A 19,990-nucleotide genomic window follows, 5' to 3' on the forward strand; every position below is an offset into this window, starting at 1 on the left:
TCTTAAGTTCTGTTACGTTTCTGCTTTAATCTTTTCCGTGTCATACTTTAAAGGAGCGTCTTCATGTCTGCATTTTTCACGCGTCGGGGATTTATGGGCGCCACTGCCGGATTTATTGCATTGCACCCGTTTTCAGCACGTGCCGCCGCCAATCAGGCCCATTTGCGGATCATGGAAACTACGGATCTGCACGTCCATGTGTTCCCTTATGATTATTATGCCGACAAACCGCGTGATACGGTTGGTCTGGCCCGTACTGCGTCGATCATTGAGGCCATCCGTGCCGAGGCGACCAATTCACTGCTGATCGACAACGGAGATTTCCTGCAGGGCAATCCGATGGGCGACTACATCGCCTACGAGCGCGGCATGAAGGAAGGCGACGCGCATCCGATCATCACGGCGATGAACACGCTTGGTTTCGACGCCTCCACGCTTGGCAACCACGAGTTCAACTACGGCCTTGATTTCCTGTCGAAATCCTTGGCTGGCGCTGATTTTCCGATTGTGTCTGCCAACGTGATCAAGACCCTTGGCAGTAGCCCGACACAGGATGAGACCTTCATTCCACCCTATGTTATTCTGGACCACACTGTGACCGATGGGAGTGGTGCGGACCATCAAATCCGCGTCGGTCTGATTGGGTTTGTCCCGCCTCAGATCATGATCTGGGATCGTCGCCACCTAGAGGGCAATGTGCAGGCCCGCGATATTATTGAGACGGCCCAAGCCTATGTACCGCAGATGAAAGAGCAGGGCGCAGACCTGATCATCGCGCTCAGCCATTCGGGGATCGGTCCTGCGCAACACTCGGACGGCATGGAAAATGCCTCGGTGCCGTTGGCGGCGTTGGACGGGATCGACGCCGTTCTGACCGGGCACCACCACCAAGTGTTCCCGTCCTCCTCCTACGATGGCATTGCAGGTGTTGATACCGCAGCAGGCACGATCCACGGCAAGCCTGCCGCGATGGGGGGCTTCTGGGGATCCCATCTGGGGCTCATTGATTTGATGATCGAGCAGTCCGGCAACGCGTGGAAGATTGTGAACCACACCAGCGAAGCGCGACCGATTTCCGAGCGCAACGAAGACCGCTCCATCACTGCGCTGGTCGACAGTGACGAGGCGGTGTTGGACAGCGTGCGCGCGGAACATGAAGCGACGCTGGCATATGTGCGCCGCGCGGTCGGCAAGACGGATGCGCCGCTGCATTCATACTTCGCGCTGGTTGCGGACGATCCGTCGGTCCAAATCGTGTCAATCGCGCAAAGCTGGTACATCGCGCAGATGCTGGCTGGGACGGAATACGCGGACCTGCCGCTGCTGTCTGCGGCTGCGCCCTTCAAGGCCGGGGGCCGGGGCGGCGCTGAGTATTACACGGACGTGCCAAAAGGGGACGTGGCGATCAAGAACGTCTCGGACCTCTACCTCTATCCCAACACGGCACGCGCGGTTCTGATCACGGGCGCACAGGTCAAGGACTGGCTGGAACGGTCCGCCGGGATCTTCAACCAGATTGCGCCGGGCGAGGCGGATCAGGTACTGCTGAACCCTGACTTCCCGTCCTACAATTTCGACGTGGTGGACGGCGTGACCTATGAGATCGATCTGAGGCAGCCTTCGAAATTTGATGAAAAGGGCGGTCTGATCAACCCCGATGCCAACCGCATTCAAAACCTTCAATACAATGGCGCGCCGATTGATCCAGAGGCGCAATTCGTGGTGGCGACGAACAATTACCGCGCCGGCGGGGGTGGCGATTTCCCTGGTGCAGGCGGCGACACGATCATATTCGAGGGACCGGATACCAACCGCGATGTCATCGTCCGCTATATTGTCGAACAGGGAACGATCAGCCCGCGCGCCGATGCCAACTGGACCTTCGCACCTATGCCGAACACGAGTGTGCTGTTCGACACAGGGCCAAGTGCGGCGGAATATGTTGAGACGGTTGAGGGCGTCGATATCGAGCCTGCGGGTGACGGGCCGGACGGGTTCTCCCGCTTTCGGATCGCGCTTTAGCTGCTAGGCCCGGTCGTCCATCCAGATCGTGACCGGGCCGTCATTCACCAGATCCACGGCCATGTCGGCCCCGAACTGACCGGTCTCGGTCGGGATGCCTTGGCCGCGCAGTGCTTCGACGAAGTCTTCATAAAGCGCCTCACCCACCTCCGGTTTGGCGGCCGTTGAAAAGCCGGGGCGGTTGCCGCGAGATGTATCGGCTGCGAGCGTGAACTGGCTCACAACAAGGGCTGCGCCTGAAATATCGAGAAGTGAGCGGTTCATGCGCCCTTCATCGTCCTTGAATATTCTGAGTTTCGCGATCTTGGCGGCCAGCTTTTCGCATTGGGCCGGGGCGTCTCCATCCATTGCGCAGATCAGGATCAAAAGGCCCGTTTCGATCTTTCCGATGGTTTCGCCGTCAACGGTGACGCCTGCACTGCTGACGCGCTGAACGAGCGCCCTCAAAGTTCACGCGACCACGGTGGATTGGCACCTGCCCGTGAGACCGTCACCGCAGCGCAGCGGATGCCCATGTCGAGGACGGCGCGGATATCATCGGCTTGAAGGCCCGCGATGGCTGTCTTGGTCAGGAGGTTTTGCCGCTTCAAGCCAGCAAGTACACCGGCATTGAACGTATCACCGGCGCCAACGGTGTCGACCACGTCCACCTTTCGCGCGGGCACAAAGATCTGTTCGCTGCCGGTGTATCCGGTTGCCCCCTTTGCGCCTTCGGTGATCAGCACCAGCCGCGTGCCGCGGTCGATGATGCCATGTGCCAGATCGGCCAGCGCGCCGTCGCCCTCAAGCCAGGCGAGATCCTCGTCGCTGAGTTTCACGATATCAGCCTGGGCCATCATATCCCGAATGCGGGTCCGGTACTGTGCCTCGTCTGTGATGAAGCTTGGACGGATGTTCGGGTCGAACATCGTGACTTTCGTTTCGCTGCTGCGCTGCATCAACGTCTGAAACGCCGTCCCGCATGGCTCCCCAACCAGAGAAATCCCTCCGAAAAACAAGGCCTCGACGGTGTCGGGCAGATCCGGCAGATCATCGACGGACAAACGCCTGAGCGCCGTGTTTTCATCGTAGAATGCGTATTTCGCCTGACCATCCTCCAAGGTGACAAAAGCCAGTGTCGTGGGCGCATCGCTTCTTGGGCAAAAGCTGTCATCGACGTTCGAGGCGGCCAACGCGCCGGACAATCGCGTTCCGAACAGATCGTCGGACAAGCCACAGAAAAACCCTGCATCGGCGTCAAGCCTGCCAAGCGCGATCGCCGTATTGAACACCGCGCCGCCCGCATGGGGTGCGAAAGCATTCTCACCGGAATCGGTCGTCCGGGGCAGCATGTCGATCAGCGCTTCACCGCAACATAGTATCATTGTGCCTCCGCCGAGAAATATCCGATTGCTGCCGCGACACCCAACGCGAAAATGACAGCAATGGCAATCTTGAGAATGGACCACGGGCGTTCGCCCCGAACCTTTCCGGTTTGTCCGTTCACGACGAAGCGGAAGCTTTTGCCGCGGTATTTGTAGGCTGCGATCCAGACGGGCAGCAGGACGTGTTTGAAGGTGATGTCGCTGATGTCCGTTTTCGCGGACTGGATCCGCTGCTTGTCACCGCCGATGTCAAACTTGATGTCACGTGTGATGCGCCGATCCATAATCGCCCGGGCGGTCTTGAACGCCTCATCCAGAGGGATTGTGTAGGCCTCTGACCGGAAGCCTGCCAGAAAGCCAGGCGCGTACGGGCTGAGCTTATCTAGTTCCCAAGGGGCCAGATCGGTCGTGTAGCGCTGTGGCAACGAGCGCGTGGCACTCACAAGAATATCGTCAAACGCCCGCGCCACCCGCCCGGATTTTGGGCGCCAGCGGGTCTTCGCAACTTTGCGTTGGCGCGACTCGCCATCGACCATGACCCGGCGGGTCTCGTAATAGGTGTCACCGCGCAAGCCTGAATATGCGGTCCGTGTGTCCGCGTCGTAGGTCCAATAGGGGACGTAGATGCCACTGAGGCGCCGACCTTTTCGAGCGTAATCCTGCAGGCCGCTTGGCGCAAACCACAGCTTGCCCAGCCAGTTGTTCATCGCGTCCCGCGCATCACTTTCCGTGATTTCGAAAGGCGCAACACCCGCGGGCTTGATGTGACGGTGCGGCCCCGTGTCTGCGACGACGGGGGTGGCACAGAACGGACATTCGGCGGCATGGGCTGTCGGGTCGAATTCGACCACCGCCCCGCAATTGGGACAGGAGGACACGCGGGTTTCTTCTGTCTCGGACTGGTTAAATTGCTGGCGGACCATCCGCTCGAAATCCAGCTCGCGGATCGGTGTCGCATTTGCGTCCGAGATCTCTTCTGTGTTTCCGCAGTGATCGCACACCAATAGACCCGTATCCGGCGCAAATCGCAGGTCAGAGCCGCAGGTGTCGCAAGGAAACCGGTGGTCTTGATCGGATGGCACAGGCGTCAGGCGGGCGGCGGTGGGGGCGGCATGACAGTGAAGAGCTGGGCCAGTTCACGCACATGGGACGCTTTCAGCCATCCATCCTGACCGGCGGTCCAGACATGGGTCTCACGCGTCAGTTTGCCGTCCTGTGCCATGCGGCCCAGATCCGCCCTTGAATACGGCCCGTGCGTTTGACCGTTTTCAGCCAGATGCCAGACGTGTTCGACGGGCGGCGGCGGTGGCGGTGCAGCGCCCCAAGGGCCGGGTCGCGGGGCCATCTGATGCGCCATCTGGTTGGCCATCGCCATGCCCATGCCCATTCCGAGGCCTTCGCCCATCCCGCTGCCGCCTGGGGCTTGCGCCGCAGCGGTCATGGCTTCTGCCGTAGAGTATTGCGTGTATCTGTTCAGGTCGCCCGCGATGCCGGTCGATGTTCGCTTGTCGAGGGCCGCTTCGACAGCTTCTGGCAGCGAAATGTTTTCGATGTAGAACTCTGGGATCGCTAGCCCGTAAGCCTGCACTGTCGGCGCGATGGCATCTGCGACCAGCTTGGCCAGATCGCCTGTGTTCGCGGCCATGTCCAGAACGGGAATGTTGGAGCCAGCAATGGCGCGCGAAAACTCTTGCACGATGACATTGCGGATCTGAAAGCTGATCTCGTCCATCGTAAATTCGCCGTCTGTGCCCACGATCTCGGTCAGGAACAGGGCCGGATCGGTGACGCGCACGCTGTAGGTACCAAAGGCACGCAGGCGCAGGGGGCCAAACTCCGGATCCCGCAGCATGATCGGGTTTTTCGTGCCCCATTTGAGGTCGGTAAACCGCGTGGTGTTGACGAAATAGATCTCAGATTTGAAGGGGCTCTGGAAAGCGTGATCCCAGTGGTTCAGCGTCGTCAGGATCGGCATGTTGTTGGTCTCGAGCATGTAGAGACCGGGTGTGAAGACGTCGGCAAGCTGGCCTTCGTGGACGAATACGGCAGCCTGACCTTCGCGAACCGTCAGCTTGGCGCCGTATTTTATGGCATGGTCATACCTCTCAAAGCGCCAGACCATGGTGTCCCGCGTGTCATCGACCCAGTGAATGACGTCGATAAACTCGCCCGTCAGAAAATCCAGAATACCCATATCTTTCCCCTCAGCTTTCGCCGTCCAAAAGTTCCGCTGCCAGCACTTCAGCCACTTGCCGGACCTGTGTCGGGTTCGCGCCCAGCGGCAACCGCTCGTCGTAGAGCATATCGAGCAGCAATTCGTCGTGGCGGGTCAGGAGAGCAAACTCGTTGTCATCGTTGAAGATCGATGGTCGCGCGACCGCACTGTCATTGTTGAGCCCGAGCCCCTGAGCGATTTCCTCGTGATAACACGATTGGCGCAGCAGATCTGGATGCTCGGCCCGGACAATAGCAATCGCCGAACCGAGCGTGTTGGGCTGGCCCTGCATCTCAAACACGTAAACCGCGCAATAGACGTCGCGTGGCATGGTCGCTATCTGTGAAACTATGCCTTCCGATAAGCCGGGAAAGAGCGTCTTCAGCTTTGGTCCGAACCCTTCCAGCGCGTCGACATCCAGAACTGCGATGTGAAAATTGCCGCTGGCGCCGGTGGGTCGGATGTCCTGTCCCGTGAGGTTGGCCAGACGAGCAGCATAGCCGCCAATCAGATCGGTATCGCTGGCTTTGCGATCTTCGGGGACCGTTTCACCGAAATGGGTCTGCATGCGGATCGGTCCGCTCCACCTCTTGATCAGACTGGCGGACGGAGTTTCGACCAACTGGCCGTTGAGCAGGCTGAATTCGTTATAAGCGGCGATGCGGACGAAATTGTTGACGACCTGCCGTTTGCTGAAGGGCGTGTCCGGCCCGCCGCCATCCACCCGCAGCAGGCCTTGGCTCAGCAACCGTTGCTGGACGTTGCTGTAATAGGCTGCCAGATCCTGACTGCGCGGCGACGGCTCCGGTTTGGGTTCCGGCACAGTCGTGACGTCCCGCGGGGCGGGCACGGGGCTGGTCGGGAAGAGATCACAGCCTGACACCAACAGCGCAGCGCATAGGCTGAGAGCGCCGGTTCTACGAAACATGGTCATCGTCAGAGGCTTTCACCAATCGATTTGCCCTGCGGTGTGCCACGCGCGCCGGCTTGGGCCAAGGTGTCCCGCAACCGGGTTTCCATCTGCGCCAGTTCTGCTTCCGCCGCTTCACGCTTGCGCTTGCCCTCGTCGGCGATCTGAAGGGACTCGTTGATCGTCGCGATCAGGTCCTCGTTGGCCGCCTTGACGGAGGTGATGTCGAACACGCCGCGCTCCATCTCTTCGCGTACGGTTCTGTTGGCATCTTTCAGGTTTTTGGCGTTGGCGGTCAGAAGATCGTTCGTCATATCGTTCGCAGCGCGGACGGCCGTGGCGGCCTCGGCAGAGCGCTGGATTGTCAGGGCCTGTGCCAGTTGCGTCTCCCACAAAGGGACTGTGTTCACCAAGGTGGAGTTGATTTTCATCACAAGGCTTTTGTCATTCTCCTGCACCAGTCGTATCGACGGCAGGGATTGCATCGTGACCTGCCGGGTCAAAAGCAGATCGTGAACCCGGCGTTCCAGGTCATCCCGGGCGGCGCGCAGGTCACGCAATTCTTGCGCGGCCATGACCTGTTCGTCTTCGGGTTGCCCTGCGAGATCGGCCTCTTTCGCCGGGATCGTCTGCGTGTCCAGCTCCGCAAGCTTTTCCTGACCCGCCGAAATATAGAGACCCAGTTCGCGGTAAAATTCCAATGTGCGTCCGTAGAGAACATCCAGCGATTTGATATCTTTGAGCAGGGTGTGCTCGTGGGTCAGCAGCTCATCGGTGATCCGGTCGATCTGTTCCTGCACATCCTCAAAGCGAGCCATCAGCTTGGCGGCGGGTGCTGCGCGGCCCACCAGCTTTTCCCACCAAGACCGTTCGCGCCGCATGTCCATTTCATTGACCGAGAACCCACGGATCGTCGTGACAATATCCCGCAGAGAGCTTCCGGCGGGGCCGACATCCTTGTTCTTCACGTCCGACAGCATGGCTTGGCTGACGTCTTGCAATTTGCTCTGTGCGTTGGAGCCGAAGGCGACGATGGAGTTGGTGTCGCTTATGTCAATCTCGTCCATGCGCTTGCGGATTTCGTCGGCCGTCTCAGGCGCGGCTTCGGCCAGTGCCGGAGGATCTTCGGGCTCGCTCAGGACGATCTCTTGGGCTTCCTGAATGACAACGGCTGCGGCTTCCGCCTTTTCGCGAACGGTCTTGGACATACGGGTACTCCTATTTAACGCGCACACCTTCGCGCCGCAGACGGTCTCGCAGCACATCTATCTCAATATCAAGATCAGTTCGATTGTCTTCCAGAAAGGCGCGGGTTTTGGCCGTAAAATTGGCCTCCAGATCGTCCAGAAGGGCAAGATAAGCCTTCGACGCCGCCGGATCGCGACCATGGGACTGCAGATCTGCAAGTTTGAACGTCGCATCGCGCGCGCCCAAAAGGTAGACGCTGAGGTATCGCCGGGCCGCGCTGAGTTCGCGGGGATCGTTTTCCACCCTGCGAAACATCGCCCGCGCCGCTGTCTGAAATTTCTCGACCCGTGCGATCATCACGCGATCGCGGGTTTGCTCGATCGCGTCCGACATGGCTCTCAAGTGCTTCTCCGCCTCATCCACGGCGCGCGCGACGCGATCTGTCTGATATGCGTCAGTGCCGGTCGCGGTCTTGTTGCGCAAAGGGTCAATCCCGAATGAGATCAGGTGAAGAGCGCTTGCCAATATGCCATAGAGAATGCCGTCAATCAGGCCTGTGTCGAACGTTGCCAATCCAACGCCGAGGCCCACAAACACAGACCCGAATATTTTGCGTGGCAGGGCAGGGCGGCGGGCAATGGTTCGGGCCTCATAGGCCTCTTGTGCCTCCAGCCCCTCGCGTGTGAGCCACGCGGCGCCCACGATCAATGCGAAGGCGGTGAGGGACGATATTGTTGAGACGGCACCGCCGCCAAATGCCGTAAACAGCAGGGGGAGGGCTGCCACGAACAGCAGATTTGCGCGCGCGCGCCCGGCCTGCGGCCGTTTTTTCGCCAAGGGCGCGTCCTTCGCATCGGGGCTGAACGGTCCACCAAACTGTTGCGCCATCACAGTGCCCCGAAGGACGCCAGTGCGATCAGCACCACCAAAACGACATATGACACCTTTCGAATGGCGTTCGTAGACATTGCGCCCCCGCGATTATGTATACGCTCAAAGATATGGTCAGACCGCCGTGATTGCTAGGTCAACGGCGGGGGTCTAATGCGTTGGCGTTTGGGCTGCCCGGCGTTCCGCGTCCAGTTTCCTGCGATACCCGGACTGGATGATTTCAACGGCGAAGAGGACGATGACGGCAAAGTAGAAGGTCGATTTCGACATCGGCACAAGTGGATAGCCGAAAATCTTGATGGCAAGGTCGTCGTCATGGGCCGCATGGGACGCGGCCACGCCCGCCTCGCCCAGAAGCACGACGCCGACGATCAAAAGGATGAAGAGGCCCAGAACCTCGTACATGCGGTTTTTCTCTAGAAAAGCCGTGACGCCATCCGCCAGAAGCAGCATCGCCAGCCCAGACAGCAGTATGGCTGCGGCCAAGACGGGAAAGACGTCGGTGATTGCAATAGCAGAGAGGACGGAGTCGAAGCTGAAGATGAGGTTCATGAAGACGATCAGCAGGACAACCTGCGCGGCAGATTTGCCCGGTTTCGCCTCGACGCCATGGCCGAGATGTTCGATAGACAGCATGTGCGCAATTTCCTTGACGGCTGTGTACATGATGAAAATGCCGCCAAAGACGAAGACACAGGTTGCGAAATTGACGCCTCCGGTGATCACACCCTCCCAGTTGAACACGAAAAACGGCTCTGTCAGTTTGCCCAGCAGGCTGACCATCGCAAAGAGCAGGATGATCCTAAGGGCCACGGCGAGGATGATGCCCCAGAACCGCACCGCCTTCTGGTGCGCGACGGGTGCGCGCTGGCTTTCGATTGAGATGTAGAGCAGATTGTCGAACCCGAGCACAGCCTGCAGGAAGCAGAGCATCAGCAGGTTTCCCAGATTTTCGATTGTCAGAAGTTCGGCCACGCTGCCCTCGCACTTGATCTATATGTCCTCTGACATACAGGACGCGCGACGTTCGGCAAGGTTCCGCTTTATTTTCGGGGCATGTTTCTGCGGCGGGACTGCGCGGGCTTCTTTTTGAGCCGCGGTTTTTCGTCTGGCCCCTGAAGCCCCAGTTGATCGCGGATGACGCGGGACTTTATCTCGTCGACGTCGCCGGGCTTCAGATCATCCAGCCGAAACGGACCGTAGCTGACGCGGATCAGGCGGTTCACTTTCAAGCCGATCTCATCCATCGCCCGACGGATTTCCCGGTTCTTGCCCTCGCGCAACCCTACGGTCAGCCACGCATTCGCGCCCTGTTGGCGGTCAAGCGAGATCTCCATCGGCTGGAATCGCTCGCCGTCTGCCACGATCCCGCGTTTCAGTGGCGCTATGGTGGTCTCGGACGGTGTTCCGTTCACCCGCACGCGATACCGCCGCAGCCAGCCAGTAGAGGGCAGTTCGAGCTTTCGCTTTATCCCGCCGTCGTTCGTCAGAAGCAGCAGACCTTCAGAGTTGATGTCGAGCCGCCCGACGCTCATCACGCGGGGCATTGTCTCAGGCAGGGCGGCGAAGACTGTATCGCGCCCCTTGTCGTCCTTCTCGGACGTGACCAACCCGATTGGCTTATAGTAGCGCCACAGTCTTGGACGCTCTGCCGGGCCAACGGGTTTGCCATCGACGGTGATCTCATCGGTCTCGGTGACGTTCAGTGCGGGGCTGGTGATTTGCGATCCGTTGACTGACACACGGCCCGCTACGATCATATCCTCCGCCCCGCGGCGCGAAGCGATGCCCGCACGGGCGAGGACCTTGGCGATCCGGTCGCCGGGCGGGGTGGGCTTTGAGGTTTGATCTGACATGAGAGTGGCCTACTGCTTTGTCACAGGCGTGAAAAGGGCTTGATCCATCGGGCGCGCCGCAACGAGGGGGCTTTCATGGTGTTTACAAGTCATATGGATGCGGCTTTGGACGAGGCGCGGGCGGCGGGTGACCGCGGCGAAGTGCCTGTTGGCGCGGTGATTGTGGCGCCAGATGGGCAGGTCTTGGCGCGCGCTGGAAACCGGACCCGAGAGTTGCACGACCCATCCGCCCACGCAGAGCTTTTGGCCATCCGCGCGGCTTGCCGTGCCTTGGCGGATGAGCGTCTGAATGGTTGCGACCTCTATGTGACATTGGAGCCCTGTGCGATGTGCGCAGGTGCCATTGCCGCCGCCCGCATTGCCCGCGTGTACTATGCCGCGTCTGATCCGAAATCCGGCGGCGTGGCCCATGGCGCACGGGTGTTTTCCCATCCCCAGTCCCACCATGTACCAGAGGTTTATGATGGGTTGAGTGCGGCGGAGGCCGAACATCTTCTGCGGGATTTCTTCGCGTTGCGCCGTCAGGGGGGCTGATATGAACTGGGCGCGCCAGATTGACGGCTATTGCGAACGGATGGACCTGACCTTCTGGGCGGAGCCGGTGAACGCCGTGACCAATCTGACCTTCCTGATTGCGGCAGTCATCATGTGGCGGCGGACCGCCGGACTGCCTGCCGCCCGCGTGCTGTGCGTCATTCTTTTCGCGATCGGCGTTGGCAGCTTTTTGTTCCACACCTTTGCAACCATCTGGGCGTCCACTGCGGATGTGGTTCCGATCGGTCTTTTTGTGCTGACCTATATCTATCTCGCCAACCGCAGCTATTTTGGTCTTCGCCCCCTCTGGGCTGTCGGGGCGACTGTTCTGTTCTTTCCGTTTGCCGCGTTGATCGTGCCGGTCTTTCAGGCAATTGGTCTTGGCAGCTCGTCCGGCTACGCCCCTGTGGCGCTGCTGATTTTCATCTATGCGCTCGCACTGCGCTCTAAGCTGCCGCAAGTGTCGAATGGGCTTCTGCTTGGGGCCGCAATCCTGTGTGTGTCGCTGACCGCGCGAACCATAGATGAACCGCTCTGCGTCGCCGTGCCCTTGGGGACACATTTCCTGTGGCATTGTTTGAACGGGATTATGCTGAGCTGGATGATCGAGGTTTATCGACGGCACGTGCTGCGCACCGCGCAGGCCTGAGCGACAAGATGCGTCGCCACCCATCTGTTGCGCTTGAAGCTGGCGAAGGGCAGCGGTATTGGAGCGATCAGTGCAAAACGGAGACTGCCGATGTCCATCGATACCGAGACCGCCCGGCGCGTGGCAAAGCTGGCCCGCATCGCGGTGGATGACGCCGATCTGCCTGTTCTGGCAAGCGAATTGAACGGTATTCTGAATTTCATGGAGCAGTTGAACGAGGTCGATGTGGAGGGCGTAGAGCCCATGACCTCTGTCACGCCGATGCGGTTGAAACGGCGCGAAGATGTCGTGACCGATGGCAGCCAGCAAGAGGCGGTTCTGGCCAACGCGCCGGATGCGCGGGAAGGGTTTTTTGCAGTGCCGAAGGTGGTCGAATGAGCGATCTGTCCAAATTGACGATCTCAGCGGCCCGCGATGGCATGCGGCGCGGTGATTTTACCAGCACCGAGATCACGCAATCCTGCCTGACCGAGATCGAAAACGCACGCTTTCTCAACGCGTTTGTCCATAACACGCCCGAGATTGCGCTGGATCAGGCGAATACCGCCGACACGCGAATTGCAGAAGGTGATGCGCCCGACATGTGTGGCATCCCTCTGGGGATCAAAGACCTGTTTTGCACCAAGGGTGTTCCGTCACAGGCAGCCTCCGCCATTCTGAACGGGTTCAAGCCCGAATATGAAAGCACCATCACCAGCCAGCTTTGGACTGCCGGCGCGGTCATGCTGGGCAAGCTGAACATGGACGAGTTCGCCATGGGCTCCTCCAATGAGACGTCCACTTACGGGGACGTTGTGAACCCGTGGCGGCGCGACGGGTCTAACACGCAATTGACACCGGGCGGGTCTTCCGGCGGGTCCGCCTCTGCAGTGGCGGCTGACCTTTGCCTTGGGGCGACCGGTACGGATACGGGCGGCTCGATCCGTCAGCCTGCCGCTTTCGTGGGCATCACCGGGATGAAGCCCACCTACGGGCGGTGTTCCCGCTGGGGGATTGTTGCCTTTGCGAGCTCGCTCGATCAGGCCGGGCCAATGACCAAGTCCGTCCGCGACGCTGCGATCCTGCTGGGGGCGATGGCTGGGCACGACCCGAAGGATTCCACATCTGCCGAACTGGCCGTTCCGGATTTCGAAGCGGCACTCACGGGTGATATCAAAGGCAAGAAGATCGGCCTGCCAAAAGAATACCGCATGGACGGTATGCCCGGCGAGATCGAAAAGCTCTGGGCGGATGGCGCTGAGATGATGCGTGATGCGGGCGCGGAGCTTGTCGATATCTCGCTGCCCCATACGAAATACGCCCTGCCTGCTTATTACGTGGTGGCCCCGGCTGAAGCGTCCTCGAACCTTGCGCGCTATGACGGCGTGCGGTTTGGCCATCGCGCGGCGTTGAGCCAAGGGGACGGCATCACCGAGATGTACGAGAAAACCCGTGCCGAAGGGTTTGGCGACGAGGTCAAGCGGCGGGTCATGATCGGAACCTATGTACTGTCCGCGGGCTTTTACGACGCCTACTACAACCGCGCGCGCAAGGTCCGGACCCTGATCAAGAAGGACTTCGAAGATGTGTTCGCACAAGGGATCGATGCGATCCTGACACCTGCCACACCCTCTGCCGCCTTCGGACTGGGGGAAATGACCGATGCCGATCCGGTTCAGATGTACCTCAACGATGTGTTCACCGTAACGGTGAACCTCGCGGGTCTGCCCGGTATCGCTGTGCCTGCTGGTGTCGACAATCAGGGATTGCCCCTTGCTCTGCAGCTGATCGGGCGCCCGTGGGAAGAGGCGGATTTGCTCAATCACGCATATGCGTTGGAACAGGCGGCCGGTTTTGTGGCGAAACCCGAAAAGTGGTGGTAGCCTAGCAGAGTCTTGAGAGCAGTAAGGTCAAAAAATATGCGCGGTTTCCTGATTACCCTGTCGCTTTGCGGCCTCGTTGCCTGCAGCCCCCCGGTGCCCAACAGCGCGTCCGGCGTGGGCTTCGACAACTATGACAGCTACCGCACGGCTCAACAGGCGCGCGATGCGGAGCTGTCCCGTCCGGGCCGGACCACGGTGCGCCCGCCGGTTGTCAGCGTTCAAACGAATGCGCCCGTCACGACAGTCGAGCAACGGACTGCGGCGGACGCGGTCGCGGCCGTGCGCGGCACCCAGCCTGCGCAGACACGCCGCACCGCCTCGGTTGATATCAACAATCCCGGTATCTCCGACGAGCAGGATTTTGACGCGGTTTCCGAACGTCAGACGATCGAGTCCGATGCGCAGCGCCGCGCCGCGCAAAGTGCGAATTACAAGGTTATTCAGCCAGAGGCCGTGCCGAACCGTCCAAGCGGCAAGACCCTGACCCCCATCGAGTTTGCCCTGTCCACCAGCCATTCGGTGGGTCAGCGCAAGTATTCCCGTAACCCTCTGGCCAGCCGCGCTAAATTCGAGCGGCAGTGCGCGGCTTATCGGTCTGCCGATGCAGCGCAGGATGATTTCCTGAAGCGCGGCGGTCCGCAGCGTGACCGCAAGGGGATTGATCCCGACGGGGATGGCTACGCTTGCGGTTGGAACCCTTCGGTCTACCGCCAAGCGGTGCGCAACTGACACCGGCTTGGCATCCCTCCCCAAATCATGGGGAGCGGAAAGGTTGTAGCCGCCCGGACCTCGTGGTTTTGCACTACACAGCGATGGAGTGTGGTCATGCGGCCATACGCACGCTTTGCAATCCGGAAACCCAAGTGTCGGCGCATTATTTGATCCATGCTGATGGCGCGGTGTGCCAACTGGTCGAGGAACAGCGCCGGGCCTGGCACGCGGGCGCGGGGTCGTGGGGCGGGGTGGCGGATGTGAACTCCCGCTCAATCGGCATTGAGCTGGACAACACTGGATTTACGCCTTTTGCGGCTGCGCAGATGGATGCGTTGGAAGAGCTTTTGTCGGATATACTGGGCCGCTGGGATATCCCGGCACAGAACGTGATTGCCCACTCTGACCTTGCGCCGGGCCGCAAAATCGACCCTGGCCCCCGGTTCGACTGGCAAAGATTGGCGCATGGTGGTTTGTCAATCTGGCCGTCCCCCAATTGCGCCGAGATCGCCCCAGATCCCGCACGGTTTCTGAGCGATCTGTCCACATTCGGGTACCAGACAGACCTTGAGACTGAAATAATACTGGATGCGTTTCGACTGCGCTTTCGACCTGCGGCCCGGGTGCGCGCCCTTGAAATTGCCGATATGAAACTCGCAGCTGCTCTTGCGTCGACATTTCCACATCGGACCAGCTACACCGCTTTGGTTTAAAGTTTAAGGATTTCCTCCTCGGCCGTTAGCTTCTTGGTCATTTCCTCCATTCTATCAATTGGGTCATCAGATATTGTGCGAGGGACCAAATGAACGAGGTAGTGACTATTGACGCGCGGCACGCGGAACGACTTCGTGCCGACGGGGAAGAACTGAAAAAGACAACCGGTGGCGTCGATGACCTTACGGTTGCGCTTGTCGCCAACAGTCCGGATTGCGTCAAACTTCTGGATCTGTCTGGAAAGCTCTTGTTCATGAGCGCGGCAGGCAAATGCGCCCTTGAGTTGACCGACTTTGACTTCGAAAGCATCAGGGGGTCCGAATGGGCCGCCCTATGGCCGGAAGGGGTGCAGGACACGATCCGGATGGGATTGTCCCGTGCAAAACGCGGTTCCCGTTGGACGTTGACAGCAGCATGTCCGACAGCAACAGGTAAATTCCGGGTTTGGGATATCACGATCTCCCCGCTCTATGGTGGCGATACGATGAGCATGGAGGACCGCAGCAGCTTCAACCGCCTTCTGGCCATTTCGCGTGATGTGACGACAGCTTGGAAAGCGGGCGAACGCGCCCATGCGGTTATTCCGTCATCTTGCGACGAGCCGGATTGATCGAGCGCCAAAGTCATTGCGATTGACCTGACATCCCTGCGGGCCTAGATCAGGCGCGCGCGGAAGACTGGATGATCGCGGTTCTGCAAGGGATCGAGGAAAGTCCGGACTCCACAAAACGACGGTGCCGGGTAACGCCCGGCCGGAGCAATCCGAGGGAAAGCGCCACAGAAAACAGACCGCCCGGGCCGTATGCTCCGGGTCAGGGTGAAACGGTGAGGTAAGAGCTCACCGCGTGGCTGGTAACAGTTGCGGCACGGCAAGCCCCACCGGGAGCAATGCCAAATAGGGATCTCGTGGGGCGCCAAGCCCCGGGGCAGGGTTTTGGCCCCAGACGATCCGGGTTGGCAGCTAGAGGCGCGCGGGCAATCGTGTGTCGAGATGAATGATCATCCAGGATCGGGCCCCGGTTCGATCCGGACAGAATCCGGCTTACAGGTCTTCCGCGCATCTCCGGGTGGTCCGATGGACCACCCTTCGTCCTGCGATCACTCGCCGAGGGCGATGCCTTCGCGGCGGGGATCAGCGCCACCTTCCAGCCCATCCGGCGAAATTACGATCCCATGCAAGCCAGATGTCAGATCCCGTGCATTGATCTCAAACCCGAGGGCGGCCAATGGCTCTGACAAATCGGCCGCAGTGGTGCCATCTTCGATGTCATAGGTACCGAAGCGGTTGACCAGATGAGGCATGTCGATCGCCTGCTGAATGTTCATCCCCCAATCCAGATGGGCGATGATGGTCTTCGCAACATAGCCGATGATCCGGCTGCCCCCCGGCGATCCGATCACCATTACCGGCGCATCATCCCGCAAGACAATCGTCGGCGCCATGGAAGAGCGGGGCCGTTTCCCTGGTTCGATCCGGTTGGCAATCGGCACACCATCCGTGTGCGTCCGGAAGGAAAAATCCGTCAACTCGTTGTTCAGCAGAAAGCCCCCCGGGGCCATGACACGCGAACCAAACCCGTTTTCAATCGTCGTGGTCATGCTCAAGGCATTGCCTTCCCCATCCACGATCGAGATGTGCGACGTCGATGGGAGTTCCAGCGAAATGTCATCCGCCAGAAGCAACGCGTGATCAAAGGGCGGATTGCCTGGCGCTACTTCGGGCAAAGCATCGTCACCCGCCAAAAGCTGGGCACGCTCTGCCAGATACGCTGGGTCAACGAGACCTTTCGTAGGCACAGGCACGAAATCGCTGTCGGCCATGTAGCGTCCGCGGTCCGCAAATGCCAAGCGAGAGGCATCACCAATCAACCGCCAGCTTTCCGGGTTTTCCGCGCCAAGCGCGGCCAGATCGTAGGGGGTGAGCAGGCCGAGAATCTGACCGACGGTCAGGGCACCCGATGAGGGCGGACCCATTCCGCAGACGTCATGGTTCCGGTAGGTGGCACACACCGCAGGCCGTTCTTTGACCTGATAGGCGCTCAGGTCCTGCAAGGTCATCAGGCCGGGATTGCCCTCCGCACCTCGCACAGCGCTGACGATACCCTCCGCGATTTCACCGCTGTAGAACGCGGATGTGCCATGCTGCGCAATGAGCCGTAGAGTGTCGGCATAGGCCTGGTTCTGCAGCGTGCTGCCCTCTGCAATCGGTGTCCCACCCGGCAGGAAATAGGCAGCAGTTGCGGGGAAACGGCCCAGCCGCTCCGCTTCATTGGCAACAAGCGTTGCAAGGCGGGGTGACACGGCAAAGCCGTCCTCTGCTAGCGCGATGGCGTCCTCAAAGAGCCTCTGCCAATTGGATGTTCCCCATTTGCGATGGGCCTTTTCCATCAGCGCTGGGGTTCCCGGTGTTCCAACGGACAAACCGCCGACCACTGCGTCGAAGAACTGCAGGGGTTCGCCGTTTTCGTCCTGAAATACCGTCGGTGTGACGGCCATGGGTGCCGTTTCCCGACCGTCCAGCGTGGTCAGCTCACCGGTCTCCGCGTCGTACCAGACCAAGAATGCACCGCCCCCAAGGCCCGAGCTCTGCGGTTCCACAAGTCCCAGAACGGCCTGTACGGCCACCATGGCGTCGGCGGCGGATCCGCCATTGCGCAAGACCTTTGCACCGGCCTGGACGGCCAAGGGGTTGGCTGCCGTAACCATCCAATTTTCGGACGTGACCGGATTACCGCCGTCCTTGGACGCCTGCGCGGATGCGGCTTCGGGCGCGATGGCATCGGCGGCCTCCTGGGCCAAGAGCGGCTGTGTCAGGGTGAAGGAAGCAAGAACAGCTAGTGTAAAGCGCATGGAACATCCTTTCTGATATTAATGATTAAAGCATGGCCCAATTTGCAGAACTCGCAAGTGCGGGTTTTCCAACGGACCCCTATGACCGCATTTTCCCGTTGCAAACCTGCTTTCTGCATTGACTCGGGCACCCCCACGCTTAAAAGGCTGCTTTCAAGGAATTCTAGGGCGTATCTGCCCGCCGAGAGGAGATGTGAGATGGCGAAGCCAACCACGATCAAAATCCGCCTGAACTCGTCCGCGGGCACGGGCCACTTTTATGTGACCAAGAAAAACGCCCGCACCATGACCGAGAAAATGGTGGTGCGCAAATACGATCCCGTTGCGCGCAAGCATGTCGAATACAAAGAAGGCAAGATCAAGTAAGATCGCCTCTTTCAGATGACACGGAAAGCCGCGCCTTTGAGCGCGGTTTTTTTGTTTTCGAATGACAGGTTGAGAGACGAATGGACATTCGCCCGACCACAAAGGCCGATATTGCGGCGGTTGATGCGTTGCTCGCGCACAGCTATCCGGCGTTGTTGAAGGCTGATTATCTTGCGTCAGTTCTGGTTACTGCGTTGCCGATCATCTCACGGGCCCGGCCCGAACTTGTCACATGCGGGACATACTACGGCGCTTTTGAAAATGGTATTTTGCGAGGGGCAGGGGGGTGGACCTTGGGCGCCCCGAGTGGTGGAAGGCGGCGCAATCGGGTGGGCCATATCCGGCACGTGGTCACCGATCCGGATCACATTCGTCGCGGCATCGGAACGCGGCTTATGGTCCACACTTTGCAGGTCGCGCGAACCTACGGCGTGACCCGGATGATGTGTCAAGCAACACGAACGGCCGTACCGTTTTATCGCAGCGTCGGTTTCGAGGTGCTGCGCGATATCCTCGTGCCGCTTAGACCCGGGATCGACTTTCCGGCGGTCGAAATGACCTCCTTGCTGGCGGACGGCTCATAAAAAAAGGGCTGGCGAATTGGCACCAGCCCTTCCGTGCTTTTGTCCAGAGGTTCGCGTTATTCGCGATTGCCAAACAGCTGCAGCAGGAACATGAACATGTTGATAAAGTCGAGATACAGGCTCAATGCGCCCATGATCGCTGCTTTACCAAGCCACTCCTGATCGCCATGCGCGGCATGGGCCAGATAGGTGTTCTTGATGTTCTGCGTGTCGTAAGCTGTCAGGCCGGCAAAGATCAGCACACCGATAATCGACACCGCGAACATGATCGCGGGGGAGCCGATAAAGATGTTGATCAAGGACGCCACGATCAGACCGAGCACACCCATGATCAGGAAACTACCCCATCCTGAGATGTCTTTTTTCGTCGTATAGCCCCAGAGGCTGAGGCCTGCGAATGCAATCGCAGTGACGAGGAAGACTTGGATGATCGAGAAGCCCGTGTAGACTGCGAAGATCCAGCTGAGGGACAGACCCATGGTTGCCGCAAATGTGTAGAATACCAGCTGTGCGGTTGCCGCAGACATCCGGTTTACCATCGCGCTGAAGCCGAACACAAAGGCCAGCGGTGCGAGCATGATCACCCACCGCAGTGGCGACGTCCAAAGCGTTGCGCCAAGGTCGGTCAGATAGGTGTTTGAACCGATCTGGTATTGGGTCGGCACGTCAGAGATCGCCAAACCCGCAATCGCCCAAGCAGCAAGTGCCGTGATCAACATGCCTACGGACATCGTGCCGTAGACTTTGTTCATATGCGCCCGCAACCCTTCGTCGATTGCGGCCGTTCTTACACCGCTCGCCGGGCGAACATTGGTGTATCCGTCCATTTAAAGTCTCCCTTTCACAATCCAAAACGTGAGGCCCGGGTTGCCCCGGAGAGTTCTGCTTCGAATGTGGGGGAGTCTTGCCTTTATTTCAAGGATAACAGGCTTGAATTGGTAAACAAACCAAACCTGTTTCCCAGAATGGTCAGATAGTCGCAGTTTTGAGCAACTGTAGCGGGATTTGTGGCCATTGGCGTCAACGGTCCCAGTATGAAGGAGCGTCCCAGACGGGCCGGTTCGCCTCGGTCTCGGCCTCTGCGGCCGTGATCCCGATATCCTTGAGCTGCGTTTCGTCAAGCTGCAACAGTGCGCGGCGCTGACGATACAGGTCCCAGTAAGACAATGGGCTGAACCGTCTCAGCGAAGTTCTGACAGCAATATGTGCACTCAGATCAGTCATTTTGTACCTCATTTCCTGTGATGATAAGCGGCAAACGCATCATTTCTGTT

At 59.5% G+C, this 19,990-nt stretch carries 22 protein-coding genes and 1 other RNA gene; 11 read left to right on the top strand and 12 right to left on the bottom strand.

Translation table 11 applies throughout. The features are described from left to right. Positions 1 to 63: 63 nt before the first annotated feature. Positions 64 to 2,022 carry a bifunctional 2',3'-cyclic-nucleotide 2'-phosphodiesterase/3'-nucleotidase gene (locus KIN_RS13270; protein ID WP_159807668.1) on the top strand — a complete coding sequence of 653 codons (1,959 nt, stop codon included), beginning with the start codon at positions 64 to 66 and terminating at the stop codon, positions 2,020 to 2,022. 3 nt (positions 2,023 to 2,025) lie between these two features. Here the strand turns inward: KIN_RS13270 and dtd are convergent, their stop codons facing one another. The 9 genes from dtd to KIN_RS13315 all read right to left on the bottom strand — a co-directional run bounded on the left by dtd (position 2,026) and on the right by KIN_RS13315 (position 10,446). Next, positions 2,026 to 2,469 (bottom strand): D-aminoacyl-tRNA deacylase, encoded by a 444-nt coding sequence (dtd, locus tag KIN_RS13275; protein WP_159807670.1) that lies wholly within the window; start codon positions 2,467 to 2,469, stop codon positions 2,026 to 2,028. Beyond that, on the bottom strand, positions 2,466 to 3,386 hold the full coding sequence (locus KIN_RS13280; RefSeq protein ID WP_159807672.1) for a carbohydrate kinase family protein: 921 nt from the start codon (positions 3,384 to 3,386) through the stop codon (positions 2,466 to 2,468). The genes dtd and KIN_RS13280 overlap by 4 nt, the downstream gene beginning before the upstream one ends. Then, a complete protein-coding gene (locus tag KIN_RS13285) occupies positions 3,383 to 4,477 on the bottom strand; it encodes a TFIIB-type zinc finger domain-containing protein (RefSeq protein ID WP_159808071.1) in 1,095 nt (364 codons plus the stop codon). The genes KIN_RS13280 and KIN_RS13285 overlap by 4 nt, the downstream gene beginning before the upstream one ends. Next, entirely contained in the window at positions 4,474 to 5,580 is a 1,107-nt protein-coding gene (locus KIN_RS13290; protein WP_159807674.1) for an SPFH domain-containing protein, read from the bottom strand. Before KIN_RS13290 ends, KIN_RS13285 begins: the two co-directional genes overlap by 4 nt. 10 nt (positions 5,581 to 5,590) lie before the next feature. Further along, positions 5,591 to 6,529: a DUF2927 domain-containing protein gene (locus tag KIN_RS13295; RefSeq protein ID WP_159807676.1), complete on the bottom strand. Its 939-nt coding sequence runs from the start codon at positions 6,527 to 6,529 to the stop codon at positions 5,591 to 5,593. 8 nt (positions 6,530 to 6,537) lie between these two features. Beyond that, positions 6,538 to 7,719 carry a toxic anion resistance protein gene (locus tag KIN_RS13300; RefSeq protein WP_159807678.1) on the bottom strand — a complete coding sequence of 394 codons (1,182 nt, stop codon included), beginning with the start codon at positions 7,717 to 7,719 and terminating at the stop codon, positions 6,538 to 6,540. Between the two features lie 10 nt (positions 7,720 to 7,729). After that, positions 7,730 to 8,587: a 5-bromo-4-chloroindolyl phosphate hydrolysis family protein gene (locus tag KIN_RS13305; RefSeq protein WP_159807680.1), complete on the bottom strand. Its 858-nt coding sequence runs from the start codon at positions 8,585 to 8,587 to the stop codon at positions 7,730 to 7,732. Positions 8,588 to 8,740: 153 nt separating this feature from the next. Continuing rightward, positions 8,741 to 9,565, bottom strand: a complete 825-nt coding sequence (locus KIN_RS13310) for a TerC family protein (RefSeq protein ID WP_159807682.1) — start codon at positions 9,563 to 9,565, stop codon at positions 8,741 to 8,743. A 68-nt stretch (positions 9,566 to 9,633) separates the two neighbouring features. Then, positions 9,634 to 10,446, bottom strand: a complete 813-nt coding sequence (locus KIN_RS13315) for a pseudouridine synthase (RefSeq protein ID WP_159807684.1) — start codon at positions 10,444 to 10,446, stop codon at positions 9,634 to 9,636. Between the two features lie 75 nt (positions 10,447 to 10,521). Here KIN_RS13315 and KIN_RS13320 point away from each other — a divergent pair, with 75 nt between their 5' ends. From KIN_RS13320 to rnpB, 8 genes are all read left to right on the top strand, one after another. Beyond that, a complete protein-coding gene (locus KIN_RS13320) occupies positions 10,522 to 10,980 on the top strand; it encodes a nucleoside deaminase (protein ID WP_159807686.1) in 459 nt (152 codons plus the stop codon). 1 nt (position 10,981) lies between these two features. Then, positions 10,982 to 11,629, top strand: a complete 648-nt coding sequence (locus KIN_RS13325; RefSeq protein ID WP_159807688.1) for a ceramidase domain-containing protein — start codon at positions 10,982 to 10,984, stop codon at positions 11,627 to 11,629. Between the two features lie 90 nt (positions 11,630 to 11,719). After that, positions 11,720 to 12,007 (top strand): Asp-tRNA(Asn)/Glu-tRNA(Gln) amidotransferase subunit GatC, encoded by a 288-nt coding sequence (gene gatC / locus KIN_RS13330; RefSeq protein ID WP_159807690.1) that lies wholly within the window; start codon positions 11,720 to 11,722, stop codon positions 12,005 to 12,007. Next, complete coding sequence (gatA, locus tag KIN_RS13335; protein WP_159807692.1) at positions 12,004 to 13,491, top strand: Asp-tRNA(Asn)/Glu-tRNA(Gln) amidotransferase subunit GatA; 1,488 nt, start codon at positions 12,004 to 12,006, stop codon at positions 13,489 to 13,491. Before gatC ends, gatA begins: the two co-directional genes overlap by 4 nt. 36 nt (positions 13,492 to 13,527) lie before the next feature. Continuing rightward, on the top strand, positions 13,528 to 14,220 hold the full coding sequence (locus KIN_RS13340; protein ID WP_159807694.1) for a hypothetical protein: 693 nt from the start codon (positions 13,528 to 13,530) through the stop codon (positions 14,218 to 14,220). Then, on the top strand, positions 14,175 to 14,915 hold the full coding sequence (locus KIN_RS13345; protein ID WP_243144919.1) for an N-acetylmuramoyl-L-alanine amidase: 741 nt from the start codon (positions 14,175 to 14,177) through the stop codon (positions 14,913 to 14,915). The genes KIN_RS13340 and KIN_RS13345 overlap by 46 nt, the downstream gene beginning before the upstream one ends. Positions 14,916 to 15,004: 89 nt before the next feature. Next, positions 15,005 to 15,526, top strand: a complete 522-nt coding sequence (locus KIN_RS13350) for a PAS domain-containing protein (RefSeq protein ID WP_159807696.1) — start codon at positions 15,005 to 15,007, stop codon at positions 15,524 to 15,526. A gap of 59 nt (positions 15,527 to 15,585) precedes the next feature. Continuing rightward, positions 15,586 to 15,977: RNase P RNA component class A (gene rnpB / locus KIN_RS13355), an RNA gene on the top strand. 37 nt (positions 15,978 to 16,014) lie between these two features. On the opposite strand, the gene ggt is transcribed toward rnpB, so the two are convergent. Next, on the bottom strand, positions 16,015 to 17,766 hold the full coding sequence (gene ggt / locus KIN_RS13360) for a gamma-glutamyltransferase (protein ID WP_159807698.1): 1,752 nt from the start codon (positions 17,764 to 17,766) through the stop codon (positions 16,015 to 16,017). A gap of 198 nt (positions 17,767 to 17,964) precedes the next feature. Here ggt and rpmG point away from each other — a divergent pair, with 198 nt between their 5' ends. Together rpmG and KIN_RS13370 are read left to right on the top strand one after the other, a co-directional pair. Then, complete coding sequence (gene rpmG / locus KIN_RS13365; protein WP_011454349.1) at positions 17,965 to 18,132, top strand: 50S ribosomal protein L33; 168 nt, start codon at positions 17,965 to 17,967, stop codon at positions 18,130 to 18,132. An 80-nt stretch (positions 18,133 to 18,212) separates the two neighbouring features. Further along, positions 18,213 to 18,716, top strand: coding sequence for a GNAT family N-acetyltransferase (locus tag KIN_RS13370; protein ID WP_159807700.1), 504 nt, complete (start codon positions 18,213 to 18,215; stop codon positions 18,714 to 18,716). A gap of 56 nt (positions 18,717 to 18,772) precedes the next feature. On the opposite strand, the gene KIN_RS13375 is transcribed toward KIN_RS13370, so the two are convergent. Further along, entirely contained in the window at positions 18,773 to 19,543 is a 771-nt protein-coding gene (locus tag KIN_RS13375; RefSeq protein ID WP_159807702.1) for a Bax inhibitor-1/YccA family protein, read from the bottom strand. A 193-nt stretch (positions 19,544 to 19,736) separates the two neighbouring features. Then, positions 19,737 to 19,940: a DUF1127 domain-containing protein gene (locus KIN_RS13380; RefSeq protein ID WP_159807704.1), complete on the bottom strand. Its 204-nt coding sequence runs from the start codon at positions 19,938 to 19,940 to the stop codon at positions 19,737 to 19,739. Between the last annotated feature and the right edge of the window lie 50 nt (positions 19,941 to 19,990).

It is taken from the genome of Litoreibacter roseus, from assembly GCF_009811795.1.
GTDB classification, from domain to species: Bacteria; Pseudomonadota; Alphaproteobacteria; order Rhodobacterales; family Rhodobacteraceae; genus Litoreibacter; species Litoreibacter roseus.